The organism is Miniimonas arenae, from assembly GCF_006351005.1.
GTDB lineage: Bacteria > Actinomycetota > Actinomycetes > Actinomycetales > Beutenbergiaceae > Miniimonas > Miniimonas arenae.
Map to the genome: position 1 here is coordinate 47,903 of NZ_VENP01000014.1, position 14,765 is coordinate 62,667.

Consider the following 14,765-nt stretch of genomic DNA (forward strand, 5'->3'; position numbering starts at 1 on the left):
GGAGCGAGCCAGCATGACCCAGTCCCACCACAGTGAGGACCGGGGCGAGCGGGTGGTGCTCTCGGCCGACGAGATCGGCCGGGCGCTGACCCGGATCGCCCACGAGATCCTCGAGCGCAACCACGGCGCCGCCGAGCTCGTCCTGCTCGGCATCCCGAGCCGCGGCGTCCCCCTCGCCGCACGTCTCGCCGACCGGATCCGGCTCGCCGAGGAGCGGTCCCAGGCGCCCGACGGCGAGCCACCGGTCCGCGTGCCGGTCGGCGAGCTGGACATCACGCTCTACCGCGACGACCTGCGCCACCACCCGACCCGTTCCCTGACGCCCACGGTGCTGCCGCCCGGCGGCATCGACGGGCGCGTCGTCGTCCTCGTCGACGACGTGCTCTTCTCCGGGCGGACCGTGCGTGCCGCGCTCGACGCCCTCACCGACCTCGGCCGCCCGCGCGCGGTCCAGCTCGTGGCCCTCGTGGACCGCGGCCACCGCCAGCTGCCGGTGCGCGCGGACTACGTCGGCAAGAACCTGCCGACGGCGGTGACCGAGCGGGTGCAGGTGCGCCTGGAGGAGATCGACGGCGTCGACGCCGTCGCGATCGGAGGAACGCGATGAGGCACCTGCTGGACGCCGGCGACCTGAGCCGGGACGAGGCGGTCGGGCTGCTCGACGTCGCCGAGGCGATGGCGCGCACCCAGTCGCGCCAGATCAAGAAGCTGCCCGCGCTGCGCGGCCTCACCGTGGTGAACCTGTTCTTCGAGGACTCCACCCGCACCCGGATCTCGTTCGAGGCCGCCGCCAAGCGGCTGTCGGCGGACGTCATCAACTTCTCCGCCAAGGGCTCGAGCGTGTCCAAGGGCGAGTCGCTCAAGGACACCGCGCAGACGCTGCGCGCGATCGGGGCCGACGCCGTCGTGGTGCGACACTCGGCCTCCGGCGCGCCGCACCGCCTCGCGCACGCCGGCTGGATCGACACGCCCGTCGTCAACGCCGGTGACGGCACGCACCAGCACCCGACCCAGGCGCTGCTCGACGCGTTCACGCTGCGCCGGCACCTCGCCGACGGCACGGGGGACCTGCAGGGCCGCCACGTGGTGCTCGTCGGGGACGTGCTGCACTCGCGCGTCGCGCGGTCCAACGTGCAGCTCCTGCACACCCTCGGGGCCCGGGTCACGCTCGTCGCCCCGCCCACGCTGCTGCCGGTGGGCGTCGAGGACTGGACGTGCGACGTCTCGTTCGACCTGGACACCGCCGTGGACGGCGGCGCGCCCGCGGGCGCGCCGGACGCCGTCATGATGCTGCGCGTCCAGCGCGAGCGGATGACGAGCGGCTACTTCCCCTCCGAGCGCGAGTACGCCCGGCGCTACGGCCTGGACCGCGCGCGCGTGGACCGGCTGCCCGAGCACGCGATCGTCATGCACCCCGGCCCGATGAACCGCGGCCTGGAGATCTCCGCGGAGGCCGCCGACTCACCGCGCTCCACCGTCGTGGAGCAGGTCGCCAACGGCGTCTCGGTGCGGATGGCCGTGCTCTACACGCTGCTCGCCGGGCAGGACCCCGCCCAGGCCGCCGCCGACATCACCCGGACGGAGACCCGATGACCCGCTACCTCCTGCGCTCCGTGGCGCCCCTGGGCGCCGAGCGGACGGACCTGCTGCTCGGCGACGGGGTGATCCTCGCCGTCGGCGCCGACGCGCGCGAGGCGGCCGGCCGCGACGCCGTGGTGGTCGACGGCGACGGGCTCGTCGCGCTGCCCGGCCTCGTCGACCTGCACACCCACCTGCGCGAGCCCGGCCGCGAGGACACCGAGACCGTCCGCTCCGGCACGCGCGCCGCCGCGGCCGGCGGGTTCACCGCGGTGCACGCCATGGCGAACACCGACCCGGTGGCCGACACCGCGGGCGTCGTGGAGCAGGTCTGGCGGCTCGGGCGCGACGCCGGGTACGCCGACGTGCGGCCCGTCGGCGCCGTGACGATCGGCCTCGCGGGCGAGCGCCTCGCCGAGCTCGGTGCGATGGCGACCTCCGCCGCGCGCGTGCGCGTCTTCTCCGACGACGGGAAGTGCGTGTGGGACCCGGTGCTCATGCGCCGCGCGCTGGAGTACACCCGCGCGTTCGACGGCGTGGTGGCCCAGCACGCGCAGGAGCCGCGCCTCACGCAGGGGTCGCAGATGCACGAGGGTGCCGTCTCGGCCGAGATCGGCCTGGCCGGCTGGCCCGCCGTCGCCGAGGAGGCGATCATCGCGCGCGACGTGCTGCTCGCCGAGCACGTCGGCGGCCGGCTGCACGTGCAGCACCTGTCCACCGCGGGCAGCGTCGAGATCGTGCGGTGGGCCAAGGCGCGCGGCATCCGCGTCACCGCCGAGGCCACCCCGCACCACCTGCTCCTCACCGACGAGCTCGCGCGCACCTACGACCCGGTGTTCAAGGTGAACCCGCCGCTGCGCACCGCCGAGGACGTCGAGGCGGTCCGCGCCGGTCTCGCGGACGGCACGATAGACGTCGTCGCCACCGACCACGCGCCGCACGCCGCGCAGGACAAGGACTGCGAGTGGTCCGCCGCCGCGTTCGGGATGACCGGCCTGGAGACGGCGCTCTCGGTGGTGCAGCACGTGATGGTCGACGACGGACCCTTCGGCTGGGCGGACGTCGCCCGCGTGCTCTCGGTGACGCCGGCCGCGATCGGCGGCGTGACCGACCACGGCCGCCCGCTCGAGGCGGGCGAGCCCGCGTCGCTGGTGCTCGTGGACCCGGCCGCGCGCACCGTCGTCGACCCGGCCGCGCAGGCGACGGCGAGCCGCAACTCCCCGTTCGCCGGCCGCGAGCTCCCCGGTGCCGTGCGCTGGACCTTCCTGCGCGGTCACGCGACGCTCGCCGACGGCGTGCTGACGGAGGCCGACCGGTGACCCGGCCGCTCGCCGTCGCGCTCCTCGTCCTCGTCGGGCTCGCGCTGCTGGCCCTCATGTGGTGGGGCTGGCGCCGCCGCGTGCGGCGCACCGCCGTGGGGCTCGGTGCACCCGCCGCCGCCCTGACCGCGCCGGTGACGCTCGCCGTCGAAGGCGTCTACGTCTCGAGCACGACGGCGGGGGAGTGGCTCGAGCGGATCGCCGCCGACGGCCTCGGCGTGCGTTCCCCGGTCGTGGCCGAGGTGGGCGACGACGGCGTGACGCTGCGCCGGACCGGAGCGCCCGACGTCGTCGTGCCGCGCGCGGCGCTGCTCGGCGCCCGCACCGAGCGCGGCATCGCCGGGAAGGTCGCCCAGCCCGGCGGGATCGTCGTGCTGCGCTGGCGCACCGGCGACGTCGTGCTCGACACCGGCGTCCACCCGCGGCACGCGGCCGACCGCGCACGGCTCGTGGACGCGATCAACGCGATCACGCCGCCGCCGGTCGGCGAGCCAACCGCAGCCACCGCGCCGGGCGCCCCCGACTCACCCGGCTCGCTCGGCGCCCCCGACCCCTCGTCCGCACGATCCCAGGAGGACGTCGCATGACCACCACCACGAGCCAGACCCCGCCCGGTGCCACGAGCGAGGAGGCCTACCTCGTCCTCGAGGACGGCACCGTGCACGTCGGTCGTGCGTGGGGCGCGCGCGGGGAGACCCTGGGCGAGATCGTGTTCTCCACCGGCATGACCGGCTACCAGGAGACGCTCACCGACCCGAGCTATCACAAGCAGATCGTCGTGATGACGGCGCCGCACGTCGGGAACACCGGCGTCAACGGCGAGGACCCGGAGTCGGGCCGGATCTGGGTGTCCGGCTTCGTCGTGCGCGACCCCGCGCGCCGTGCGTCGAGCTGGCGCAGCGAGCGCTCCCTCGACGCCGAGCTCGAGGCGCAGGGCATCGTCGGCATCCGCGAGCTCGACACCCGCGCGCTCACCCGCCACCTGCGGACGGCCGGCGCGATGCGCGCGGGCGTGTTCTCCGGCGACGCGGTGCCCGCGGCCACCGGCCCCTCCCGCGTGGCCGAGCTGCTCGAGCGGGTGCGGTCGAGCTCGCAGATGGTCGGCGCGGACCTGGCCGACGAGGTGACCACGGCGAGTTCGTACGTCGTGGAGCCGGAGGCCGGCACCGACCCGGTCGGCACCGTCGTCGCCGTCGACCTCGGCATCAAGGACATGACGCCGCACCGGATGGCCGAGCGCGGGCTGCGTGTGGTCGTCGTGCCGAGCACGAGCACCCTGGCCGACATCCAGGCGCACGAGCCGGACGCGGTCTTCTTCTCCAACGGCCCCGGCGACCCGGCGGCCGCGGACGACGCCGTCGAGCTCCTGCGCGGCGTCCTCGACGCCGGGATCCCGTACTTCGGGATCTGCTTCGGCAACCAGATCCTCGGGCGCGCACTCGGGTTCGGGACGTACAAGCTCACGTTCGGCCACCGGGGCATCAACCAGCCGGTGAAGGACGTGCGCACCGGCAAGGTCGAGATCACCGCGCACAACCACGGCTTCGCCGTCGACGCGCCGATCGGGCGGGAGTCCGTCGCCCCGCACGACGGCGGTCGCTACGGCCGCGTCATCGTGTCGCACGTGGGCCTCAACGACGACGTCGTGGAGGGCCTGGAGTGCCTGGACATCCCGGCGTTCTCCGTGCAGTACCACCCCGAGGCCGCGGCCGGACCGCACGACGCCGCCTACCTGTTCGACCGGCTCGTCGAGCTGGTGACCAGCCACGGCGCGATCGCCACCAACGCCACCGACGACTCCGCCGCCCCCGACGGCTCCACCGCCCCCGAGGAGAACTCCTGATGCCCCGCCGCTCCGACCTGCACTCGGTCCTCGTGATCGGGTCGGGCCCCATCGTCATCGGGCAGGCCGCCGAGTTCGACTACTCCGGGACCCAGGCGTGCCGCGTGCTGCGCGAGGAGGGCCTGCGGGTCATCCTCGTCAACTCCAACCCGGCCACGATCATGACCGACCCGGAGTTCGCGGACGCGACCTACGTCGAGCCGATCACGCCCGAGGTGGTCGCCGCGATCATCGCCAAGGAGAAGCCCGACGCTCTGCTGCCGACGCTGGGCGGGCAGACGGCGCTCAACACGGCGATCGCGCTGCACGAGAACGGCGTGCTCGCCGAGCACGGCGTCGAGCTGATCGGCGCGAACATCGAGGCGATCCACCTCGCCGAGGACCGCGAGCAGTTCAAGGGCGTGGTCGAGCGCTGCGGCGCGGAGTCCGCACGCAGCTCGATCTGCCACACGATGGAGGAGTGCCTCGCGGCCGCCGAGGATCTCGGCTACCCGCTCGTGGTGCGCCCGTCCTTCACGATGGGCGGGCTCGGCTCGGGCATCGCCTACGACGAGGCGGAGCTGCGGCGCATCGCCGGCGCCGGCCTGCACTACTCCCCGACCACCGAGGTGCTCCTGGAGGAGTCGATCCTCGGCTGGAAGGAGTACGAGCTCGAGCTCATGCGCGACCGCGCGGACAACGTCGTGGTGGTCTGCTCGATCGAGAACGTCGACCCGGTCGGCGTGCACACGGGTGACTCGATCACCGTGGCGCCCGCGCTCACGCTCACGGACCGCGAGTACCAGCGGATGCGCAACGTCGGCATCGCGATCATCCGCGAGGTCGGCGTGGACACCGGCGGCTGCAACGTGCAGTTCGCCGTCCACCCCGAGACCGGCCGCATCATCGTCATCGAGATGAACCCCCGCGTCTCGCGCTCCTCCGCGCTGGCGTCCAAGGCCACCGGCTTCCCGATCGCCAAGATCGCCGCGCGCCTGGCCACCGGGTACACGCTCGACGAGATCCCCAACGACATCACGGGCTCCACGCCGGCCTCGTTCGAGCCGACGCTGGACTACGTCGTCGTCAAGGTGCCGCGGTTCGCGTTCGAGAAGTTCCCGGCCGCCGACCCCACGCTGACCACCACGATGAAGTCGGTCGGCGAGGCGATGGCGATGGGCCGCAACTTCACCGAGGCCCTGCAGAAGGCGCTGCGCTCGATCGACAAGAAGGGCGTCGCGCTGCACTGGAACGGTCCGCGGCCCACGAGCGCCGAGACCCTCGCGCTGCTCGAGGCCGCGCGGGTGCCCACCGAGGGCCGCCTGCTCCAGGTGCAGCAGGCGATCCGGGGCGGTGCGAGCATCGAGCAGCTCTTCGAGGCGACGGCGATCGACCCGTGGTTCCTCGACCAGCTCGTGCTCCTGCAGGAGGTCGCCGAGGCGCTGCAGGCCGCCGAGGCGCTCGACCCGGAGATCCTGCGGCACGCCAAGCGGCACGGGTTCTCCGACGCGCAGATCGCGCAGATCCGCGGCCTGTCCGAGGCCACCGTCCGCGAGGTGCGGCACGCCTACGGGCTGCGCCCGGTCTACAAGACGGTCGACACGTGCGCGGCGGAGTTCGCGGCCCGCACGCCGTACCACTACTCCGCGTACGACGTCGAGACCGAGGTGCAGCCGCGCGAGCGGCCCGCGGTGCTCATCCTCGGCTCGGGTCCGAACCGGATCGGCCAGGGCATCGAGTTCGACTACTCGTGCGTGCACGCCGCCCTCGCGCTCAAGGGCGAGTACGAGACCGTCATGGTCAACTGCAACCCCGAGACGGTCTCGACCGACTACGACACCGCCGACCGGCTCTACTTCGAGCCGCTCACGCTCGAGGATGTGCTCGAGGTCTACCACGCCGAGCTCGCCGTCGGACCCGTCGCGGGCGTGATCGTGCAGCTCGGCGGCCAGACGCCGCTCGCGCTGGCCGCCGACCTCGCCGCGGCCGGCCTGCCCATCTGGGGCACGCCGCCCGAGGCGATCGACGCCGCCGAGGACCGCGGGGTGTTCGGCGGGGTGCTCGTCTCGGCCGGCCTGCCGGCGCCCGCGTTCGGCACGGCCACCACGCTCGCGCAGGCGCTCGAGGTGGCCGAGGGCGTGGGCTACCCCGTGCTCGTGCGGCCCAGCTACGTGCTGGGTGGGCGTGGCATGGAGATCGTCTACGACGCCGACCAGCTCGCGGACTACGTGCGCCGCTCCACCCCGGTCTCGGGCGAGGGCGCCGAGGTGTTCGCCTCCCCGGTGCTCATCGACCGGTTCCTCGACGAGGCGATCGAGATCGACGTTGACGCCCTGTTCGACGGCGAGGAGATGTTCCTCGGCGGGATCATGGAGCACATCGAGGAGGCCGGTATCCACTCCGGCGACTCCGCCTGCGTCCTGCCGTCGGTGACGATCTCGCGGCGCGAGATCGAGCGGATCAAGGCCTCCACCGAGGCGATCGCGCGCGGGGTCGGGGTGCGCGGCCTGCTCAACGTGCAGTACGCGCTGTCCAGCGACATCCTCTACGTCCTCGAGGCGAACCCGCGGGCCTCGCGCACGGTGCCGTTCGTCGCCAAGGCGACGGGCGTGCCGCTCGCGCGTGCCGCGGCGCTCGTCATGGCGGGGGAGTCGATCGCGTCGCTGCGCGAGCGCGGTGTCCTGCCCGCCGTCGACGGCGCGCAGCTGCCCCCCGACTCGCCCATCGCGGTCAAGGAGGCCGTGCTGCCCTTCAAGCGGTTCCGCACCGCCGAGGGGACCGTGGTGGACACCGTCCTCGGCCCGGAGATGCGCTCGACGGGTGAGGTCATGGGCTTCGACGCCGACGTGCCGCTCGCGTTCGCGAAGTCCCAGTCCGCCGCCTACGGCGGCCTGCCCACGTCCGGCACGGTGTTCGTCTCGGTCGCCGATCGCGACAAGCGCTCGATCGTGTTCCCCGTCGCGCGGCTGCAGGAGCTCGGCTTCGAGATCCTCGCGACCACCGGCACGGCCGACGTGCTGCGCCGCTACGGGATCGACTCGCGCGTGGTGCGCAAGGCGTCCGACGGTGCGGGGCCCGACGGCGAGCCCACCATCCTCGACCTCATCACCTCCGGAGAGGTCGACATGGTGGTGAACACCCCCAACGGCCAGGGAGCGCGCGCGGACGGGTACGACATCCGCACGGCGACGACCGCCGTCGACAAGCCGATCGTCACGACGATCCAGCAGTTCGCCGTCGCCGTCCTCGCGATCGAGGCCGTGCGGCGCGGGCCGTTCGGGGTGCGCTCGCTGCAGGAGTTCGACGCGGCGCGGCACGCCGTCGTGACCGGGGGGGACCCCGCGGCCCTTGCCGAGGTGATCGCGTGAGCGCCGGGTCCGGCACGTTCGCCGGGTCCGGGGCGTCCGGTGCGTCCCGTGCGTCGCAGGCCTTCGGGGCGCGCCTCGCGGACGCGATGGACGAGCGCGGCCGGCTGTGCGTGGGCATCGACCCGCACCCGCCGCTGCTGCGCGCGTGGGGCCTGGGCGACGACGTCGCCGGCCTGCGCGAGTTCTCCCTCCGCGTGGTGGACGCCCTGGCCGGCATCGTCGCGGTGCTCAAGCCGCAGGCCGCGTTCTTCGAGCGGCACGGCTCCGGCGGCGTCGCGGTGCTCGAGGAGACGATCGCGGCCGCGCGCGAGGCGGGCGTGCTGACGATCGTGGACGCCAAGCGCGGCGACATCGGCTCCACGATGCAGGGCTACGCCGACGCGTTCGTGCGGGAGGGCTCGCCGCTCGCGGGCGACGCCGTCACGCTCTCGCCGTACCTCGGCTTCGACTCGCTCACGCCCGCGATCGACACCGCGCTGGCGTCGGGGCGCGGGGTGTTCGTCCTGTGCCTCACCTCCAACCCGGAGGGTGCGGCCGTCCAGCTCGCGCGCAGCGACGACGACGGCGCCACGCACGGCGTGACCGTCGCCGCGCGGATCGCGAACGCGGCGGGCGAGGCCAACGCGCTCGAGCTCGCCGCCGGCGGCAACCCCGGCGCGGACCAGCACGCCCTGGGCAGCGTCGGGCTCGTCGTCGGCGCGACGGTGGGGGACGCCGCCCGGCGCGGGGGCGTCGACCTGGCCGGGGTCCGTGGCCCGCTGCTCATGCCGGGACTGGGCGCGCAGGGCGGCTCCGCGGAGTCGGTGCGTGCCGTCGTCGGGACCGCCTGGGGCCAGGTGCTCGCCTCGTCCTCGCGCGAGGTGCTGGGCGCCGGACCGGATGCCGACGCGCTGCGGGCCGCGGCTCGCGCCGCGATCGACGCGCTCACCTGAGCCTCGTCCGGTCCGGAGCCGGCTTCGGGGACCCGTCGTGCCAGCGGCGTCCCCGGGGCGCCGGCTCAGGATGCCAGGATGGCGCCATGACGTCGCCGACCTCTCCGACCACCCGTCCCGAGCCAGACCCGGCCACGGTCGACCTCACGATCGAGGGCACCTGGAACGCGCGGGACGCGGCCAGCCTCACGGGCGTGGCTCCACGGGTGCTGCTGCGCACCGCGGCACTCCAGGGGCTGACGGACGCGGGCCGCTCGACCCTGCTCGAGCTCGGCGTCACCGACGTGGTCGACCTGCGCTCGGACCCCGAGGTGGCCAACCAGGGCGGTGACGCGGTGCCCGACGGCGTCGCGGTCCACCGCCTGGCGATCTCGCCCGGTGCCGCGCTCGCCGGCCAGATCGGCGGTGCCGGTCCCGACCCGGCCGTGATGGCGCAGTTCCTCGAGCTGCTGCGCCAGCCCGGCTGGGCCCAGGAGTTCATGGTGGGCATCTACCGCGAGATCGTCGCCGACGCGGCCTCCGCGGCCCAGCTCGGCGCCGGCCTGCGGGTCATCGCCCGCGCCGAGGGGGCCACGGTGGTGCACTGCTCGGCGGGGAAGGACCGCACCGGGGTGCTCGTGGCTCTCACGTGCACCGTGGCCGACGTGCCCGCCGAGCGGATCGAGCAGGACTTCCTCTGGTCCAACCGGGCCAGCGCGGCGCAGGCAGCCGTGATCCCGGAGCTGCCGGGTCTCGACCCGGCTCTGCTCGAACCGTTCCTCGGCGTGTCGATCGACGGGCTGCGGGCCGCCGAGCAGGCGGTGACGGACACCTACGGGGGCATGGACCCGTTCCTCGCGGCCGTCGGCGTCGGCGGCAACGACGTCGAGCGGCTGCGCGGGCGGCTGCTCGGCTGACGAGCGCGGCACGCGGCCGCCGGCGTTCGACCACGACCGTCCGCGCCCGTGGGGCGAACGTGACCTGCGCCGTCGGGCACTCGCCCCCGGGGCGTCCGGGCCGGTCGCGCGACGGTGACGCACGCCGTCGGGCGCTGTCTGCGGGGCGTCCGGGCCGGTCGCGCGACGGTGACGTACGCCGTCGGGCACGCTGTTCTGGCCGGTCCGGACCGCGGGCCCGGCCCGCGGCGCGATTGCCGGAGGCGCACGTGGCCGATAGGTTGCACTAGCCGTCCGTACACCATGGAGGAGACGCAGGTGGCCCTTCCCGAACTCACGCCGCAGCAGCGCGCCGACGCGCTGGAGAAGGCAGCCCAGGCCCGGGCGACCCGCGCCGAGGTGAAGAACCGGCTGAAGTACTCGGGCGCCTCGCTCTCGAGCGTTCTCGAGGCAGCCGAGGCCGACGAGGCGATCGGCAAGCTCAAGGTGAGCGCGCTGCTCGAGGCGCTGCCCGGCGTCGGGCCGGTGCGCGCGAAGCAGATCATGGCCGAGATCGGCATTGCCGAGACCCGTCGGGTGCGAGGCCTCGGTCCGCACCAGCGCGGCGCGCTCGTGACCCGTTTTGGCTGAGCGGCTCCCGCGGCTCACGGTGCTCGCCGGCCCGACCGCGGTCGGCAAGGGCACGGTCTCGGCAGACGTGCGCGAGCGCCATCCCGACATCTGGCTGTCCGTCTCCGCCACCACGCGGCCCCCGCGGCCCGGCGAGATCGACGGCGTGCACTATGCGTTCGTCGACGAGCAGCAGTTCGACCGCATGGTCAAGCGCGGCGAGCTGCTGGAGTGGGCCGTGGTGCACGGCCGCAACCGGTACGGCACGCCGCGCGCGGCCGTGGAGGAACGCCTCGAGGCCGGTGTGCCGGTCCTGCTAGAGATCGACCTGCAAGGCGCCCGGCAGGTGCGTGCCACGATGCCTCAGGCGCGGTTCGTGTTCCTCGCCCCGCCGAGCTGGGAGGAGCTGGTGCACCGGCTCGTCGGGCGCGGCACCGAGGGGCCGGAGGAGCGCGAGCGCCGGCTCGCCACCGCCCGCGTCGAGCTCGCCGCGGTGCGCGAGTTCGACCACGTCATCGTGAACGACGACGTGCACCGCGCGGCCGACGAGCTGGTCTCGCTGATGCGGACCCGCGAGCGCTGAGCCCTCCGTCCGCGCCGCCGACGCGAGGCGCTAGACTGAGAGGCTGTTGCCGCCTGCCGTCAGATCGCTGACGCAGCGCCGGACAGCCCGCCACCCGCTCCCGCACCCTGGAGGATCCACCATGGCCGGAACAGTCGCCGCCCCCGAGGGCATCACCGACCCGCCCATCGACGAGCTCCTCGAGGTCGCCGACTCGAAGTACGCCCTCGTCCTGTACGCCGCCAAGCGCGCGCGCCAGATCAACGCGTACTACGCGCAGCTGCACGAGGGCCTGCTGGAGTACGTAGGCCCCCTCGTCGAGACCCGTCCGCAGGAGAAGCCGCTCTCGATCGCCATGCGCGAGATCAACAAGGGCCTCCTGGACTACACCCCCACCGAGGAGTAGGCCCTGCGCGTCCTGCTCGGGGTCAGCGGAGGCATCGCCGCCTACAAGGCGGTCGGCCTCCTGCGGATCCTGGCCGAGGCCGGGCACGACGTGCACGTCGTGCCCACCGAGGGTGCGCTCCGGTTCGTCGGCAAGCCGACGTGGGAGTCCCTCGCGGGCCACGCGGTCCGCACCGACGTCTTCACGGGCGCGCCCGAGGTGGAGCACGTCCACCTGGGCCGGAGCGTGGACCTCGCGGTTGTCGCCCCCGCGACGGCGGACCTGCTTGCCCGGATGGCCGGCGGCCACGCCGACGACCTCCTCACCGCGACGCTGCTGACGGTGACCGCTCCCGTCCTCGTCGCGCCCGCGATGCACACCGAGATGTGGCTGCACCCCGCCACTCAGGCGAACGTCGCGCTCCTGCGCTCGCGCGGGGTCCACGTCCTCGACCCCGACACCGGACGCCTCGCCGGCGCCGACTCCGGCCCCGGGCGACTGCCCGAGCCCGCCGCCATCGCGGCCGCGGCCCTCGCCCTGCTGGCGCCGCAGGACCTCACCGGTGTGTGCGCCGTCGTGAGCGCGGGAGGCACCCGCGAGCCGCTGGACCCCGTGCGCTTCCTGGGCAACCGCTCCTCGGGGCGGCAGGGGCTCGCCGTCGCCGACGAGCTCGCCGCCCGCGGGGCGGACGTGACGATCGTCGCGGCGCACGTCGAGGTGCCCCTCGGCGCGCACCGGGTGGTGCCCGTCGGGACGGCCGCCGAGCTCGAGGTTGCGGTGCGCCACGAGGCGAAGACCGCCGACGTCGTCGTGATGGCCGCCGCGGTCGCCGACTACCGGCCCGCGCACGCTGCCGACGCCAAGATCAAGAAGTCGGGCGACGCCGGACTCACGCTCGAGCTCGTGCAGAACCCCGACATCCTCGCCGGGCTGGTCGCCGACCGCCGGCCCGGCCAGGTCGTCGTCGGCTTCGCCGCCGAGACGGGTGAGGGCGACGACGTCGTCGGCACCGTCCTGCAGCACGGCCGCACCAAGGCGCGTCGCAAGGGCGCGGACCTGCTCGCCGTCAACCCCGTGGGTGTCGACCTGGGGTTCGGCGACGTGCCCAACTCCGTCGTCGTGCTCGACGGCGAGGGCACCGAGGTCGGTCGCGGCGGGGGCACCAAGCGTGAGGTCGCCCGCATCCTGGTCGACCTGGTCAGCGACCGTCTGGACCGGTCCTCGCTGCACTAGGCTCGACGCTCGTGACCACGCTGCGCAGCTTCACGTCCGAGTCGGTCACGGAGGGGCACCCCGACAAGGTCAGCGACCTCATCTCCGACTCGATCCTCGACGCCCTCCTCACGGCCGACCCCGGGGCGCACGTCGCCGTCGAGACCCTCGTGACCACGGGCCTCGTGCATGTCGCTGGGGAGATCAACACCACCGGGTACGTGGAGATGCCGGCCCTGGTGCGCGACGTGGTGCGGAGCATCGGGTACACCTCCTCCGAGGTCGGGTTCGACGGCGGCTCGTGCGGGGTCTCCCTCTCGATCGGGCAGCAGTCGCCCGAGATCGAGCAGGGCCTCGTCAAGTCCTGGGAGGTCCAGGGCGGGGAGGCCGTCGACCCCTACGACGCACAGGGCGCGGGCGACCAGGGGCTGATGTTCGGCTACGCGACGGCCGAGACGCCGACGCTCATGCCGCTGCCCATCCACCTCGCCCACCGGCTATCCGAGCGCCTCGCGCAGGTGCGGCACGACGGCGTGGTCGACCTGCTGCGGCCCGACGGCAAGACGCAGGTCACGATCGGCTACGACGGCGACCGGCCGGCTCGGCTCGAGACGGTCGTCATCTCGGCGCAGCACGACCCCCGGTTGAGCGAGTTCGACCTGCGGGAGCTGCTCGAGGAGCACGTGCTCGCGCCCGTGCTCGCCGAGCACACGCCCGACGGCCTGGACCGCGACGGCGTGGACCTGCTCGTGAACCCCACGGGCGCGTTCACGCTCGGTGGACCGATGGGGGACGCCGGCCTCACGGGTCGCAAGATCATCGTCGACACCTACGGCGGGATGGCGCGGCACGGCGGGGGAGCGTTCTCCGGTAAGGACCCTTCGAAGGTGGACCGCTCGGCGGCGTACGCGATGCGGTGGGTGGCGAAGAACGTGGTGGCCGCCGGCCTTGCCGGCCGGTGCGAGGTGCAGGTCGCCTACGCGATCGGGCGCGCGCGTCCCGTGGGCGTGTACATCGAGACGTTCGGGACCGAGGCCGACGGCGTGTCCCCGGACGCGATCGCCGTCGCCATCGACGAGGTCTTCGACCTGCGGCCGGCGGCGATCATCCACGACCTCGACCTGCTGCGGCCGATCTACGCGCGGACGTCCAACTACGGGCACTTCGGGCGCGAGCTGCCGGAGTTCACGTGGGAGCGGACGGACCGGGCCGAGGCGCTGCGGGAGGCTGTGCGCTGACGGGGCTGTGCGCTCAGGGCCATCCGCTCAGCCGCGACCCGTGACGAGGTGGACGGGCAGGTCGGTGACGGCGACGTCGAGTGAGGCGTCGGTGTCCATGTCGAGCGTTCCGGTCTGACCGCCGCCGGTCCACGTGATGGCCCAGTGCGAGGTGGCGGTGACGGTGTAGACGCCGCCGGGTTGGTCGTCGCTGGGGTGTTCCCAGGTGTGGCCGCACACGGGTGGCGCGGTCGGGTCGGCGGGCGCTGCGGCGATCTCGGCGCGGGTGCACGTGAACTCGCTGCCGTCGCCGGTACTGAAGGTGACGCCCGTGAGCGTGGCCGTGACCGTGACCGTGAGGCCGGCATCGGACGCGCTCACCGTCGCTGGGCCGAGCTCGTTTGGGGCGTCGCCGTCCAACCAGAAGTGCGCGGGCATCGTGATGAGGACGTTCGGGTCGTCAAGGTCGGGCGCAGGCGCCATCCCGATCGGCGGAGTGGTTAGTTCCATCTCGGCGACAGCGCGACGTGCGAGGGCGACGGGGTCGAAGGTGACCCCGGGTGGAGCGGGGGCCCAGTAGTTCGCGTACGCAGTGGCCGGCGTAATTCCCAGGTTGTTCCCCACGGGTATCGATGTGCATCGAAGAATCACCCCGTAGTTGCGCCCCATCCAGATGGGGTCGGAGTACGGCGGCTGCGGGTTGATTGGTCCGAGGTAGCAGTCTCCGGTCCAGATGCCGGCGTCTGTCGTGCAAGGCACGATTGTGCTCTCGTGGAAGCAAACTGGAGCCTTTTCCTTTGCGCTGGCTCGAGAACCGCTACTATCGCCCTGGCCCAATCCTCTTCCCCCCGCGAGAGTCACTTCGCCACCGCAGTTCGCGTAAGCC

14 protein-coding genes are annotated in these 14,765 nt (G+C 73.7%); 13 read left to right on the plus strand and 1 reads right to left on the minus strand.

The window, feature by feature from the left end:
- The first annotated feature begins 13 nt into the window (after nucleotides 1-13).
- The 13 genes from pyrR to metK all read left to right on the plus strand — a co-directional run bounded on the left by pyrR (nucleotide 14) and on the right by metK (nucleotide 13,900).
- Nucleotides 14-607, plus strand: a complete 594-nt coding sequence (pyrR, locus tag FH969_RS05555) for a bifunctional pyr operon transcriptional regulator/uracil phosphoribosyltransferase PyrR (RefSeq protein ID WP_108717463.1) — start codon at nucleotides 14-16, stop codon at nucleotides 605-607.
- Nucleotides 604-1,593 carry an aspartate carbamoyltransferase catalytic subunit gene (locus FH969_RS05560; RefSeq protein WP_108717462.1) on the plus strand — a complete coding sequence of 330 codons (990 nt, stop codon included), beginning with the start codon at nucleotides 604-606 and terminating at the stop codon, nucleotides 1,591-1,593. Before pyrR ends, FH969_RS05560 begins: the two co-directional genes overlap by 4 nt.
- Nucleotides 1,590-2,897 (plus strand): dihydroorotase, encoded by a 1,308-nt coding sequence (locus FH969_RS05565; RefSeq protein ID WP_108717461.1) that lies wholly within the window; start codon nucleotides 1,590-1,592, stop codon nucleotides 2,895-2,897. The genes FH969_RS05560 and FH969_RS05565 overlap by 4 nt, the downstream gene beginning before the upstream one ends.
- A complete protein-coding gene (locus tag FH969_RS05570; protein WP_234417629.1) occupies nucleotides 2,894-3,484 on the plus strand; it encodes a PH-like domain-containing protein in 591 nt (196 codons plus the stop codon). Before FH969_RS05565 ends, FH969_RS05570 begins: the two co-directional genes overlap by 4 nt.
- A complete protein-coding gene (carA, locus tag FH969_RS05575) occupies nucleotides 3,481-4,740 on the plus strand; it encodes a glutamine-hydrolyzing carbamoyl-phosphate synthase small subunit (protein ID WP_108717460.1) in 1,260 nt (419 codons plus the stop codon). Before FH969_RS05570 ends, carA begins: the two co-directional genes overlap by 4 nt.
- Nucleotides 4,740-8,087, plus strand: coding sequence for a carbamoyl-phosphate synthase large subunit (gene carB, locus FH969_RS05580; protein ID WP_108717459.1), 3,348 nt, complete (start codon nucleotides 4,740-4,742; stop codon nucleotides 8,085-8,087). The genes carA and carB overlap by 1 nt, the downstream gene beginning before the upstream one ends.
- On the plus strand, nucleotides 8,084-9,019 hold the full coding sequence (gene pyrF / locus FH969_RS05585; protein WP_218975269.1) for an orotidine-5'-phosphate decarboxylase: 936 nt from the start codon (nucleotides 8,084-8,086) through the stop codon (nucleotides 9,017-9,019). Before carB ends, pyrF begins: the two co-directional genes overlap by 4 nt.
- A gap of 86 nt (nucleotides 9,020-9,105) precedes the next feature.
- A complete protein-coding gene (locus tag FH969_RS05590) occupies nucleotides 9,106-9,915 on the plus strand; it encodes a tyrosine-protein phosphatase (protein WP_139986423.1) in 810 nt (269 codons plus the stop codon).
- Nucleotides 9,916-10,212: 297 nt separating this feature from the next.
- On the plus strand, nucleotides 10,213-10,524 hold the full coding sequence (gene mihF, locus FH969_RS05595) for an integration host factor, actinobacterial type (protein ID WP_108719873.1): 312 nt from the start codon (nucleotides 10,213-10,215) through the stop codon (nucleotides 10,522-10,524).
- The gene (gene gmk, locus FH969_RS05600) at nucleotides 10,517-11,086 is read left to right on the plus strand and encodes a guanylate kinase (RefSeq protein ID WP_234417627.1); all 570 of its coding nucleotides are present in this window, start codon (nucleotides 10,517-10,519) and stop codon (nucleotides 11,084-11,086) included. The genes mihF and gmk overlap by 8 nt, the downstream gene beginning before the upstream one ends.
- 121 nt (nucleotides 11,087-11,207) lie before the next feature.
- The gene (rpoZ, locus tag FH969_RS05605; RefSeq protein ID WP_108717457.1) at nucleotides 11,208-11,471 is read left to right on the plus strand and encodes a DNA-directed RNA polymerase subunit omega; all 264 of its coding nucleotides are present in this window, start codon (nucleotides 11,208-11,210) and stop codon (nucleotides 11,469-11,471) included.
- A 3-nt stretch (nucleotides 11,472-11,474) separates the two neighbouring features.
- Complete coding sequence (gene coaBC / locus FH969_RS05610; protein ID WP_139986424.1) at nucleotides 11,475-12,683, plus strand: bifunctional phosphopantothenoylcysteine decarboxylase/phosphopantothenate--cysteine ligase CoaBC; 1,209 nt, start codon at nucleotides 11,475-11,477, stop codon at nucleotides 12,681-12,683.
- 11 nt (nucleotides 12,684-12,694) lie between these two features.
- Complete coding sequence (metK, locus tag FH969_RS05615) at nucleotides 12,695-13,900, plus strand: methionine adenosyltransferase (RefSeq protein ID WP_139986425.1); 1,206 nt, start codon at nucleotides 12,695-12,697, stop codon at nucleotides 13,898-13,900.
- A gap of 27 nt (nucleotides 13,901-13,927) precedes the next feature.
- On the opposite strand, the gene FH969_RS05620 is transcribed toward metK, so the two are convergent.
- A complete protein-coding gene (locus FH969_RS05620; RefSeq protein ID WP_139986426.1) occupies nucleotides 13,928-14,389 on the minus strand; it encodes a hypothetical protein in 462 nt (153 codons plus the stop codon).
- Between the last annotated feature and the right edge of the window lie 376 nt (nucleotides 14,390-14,765).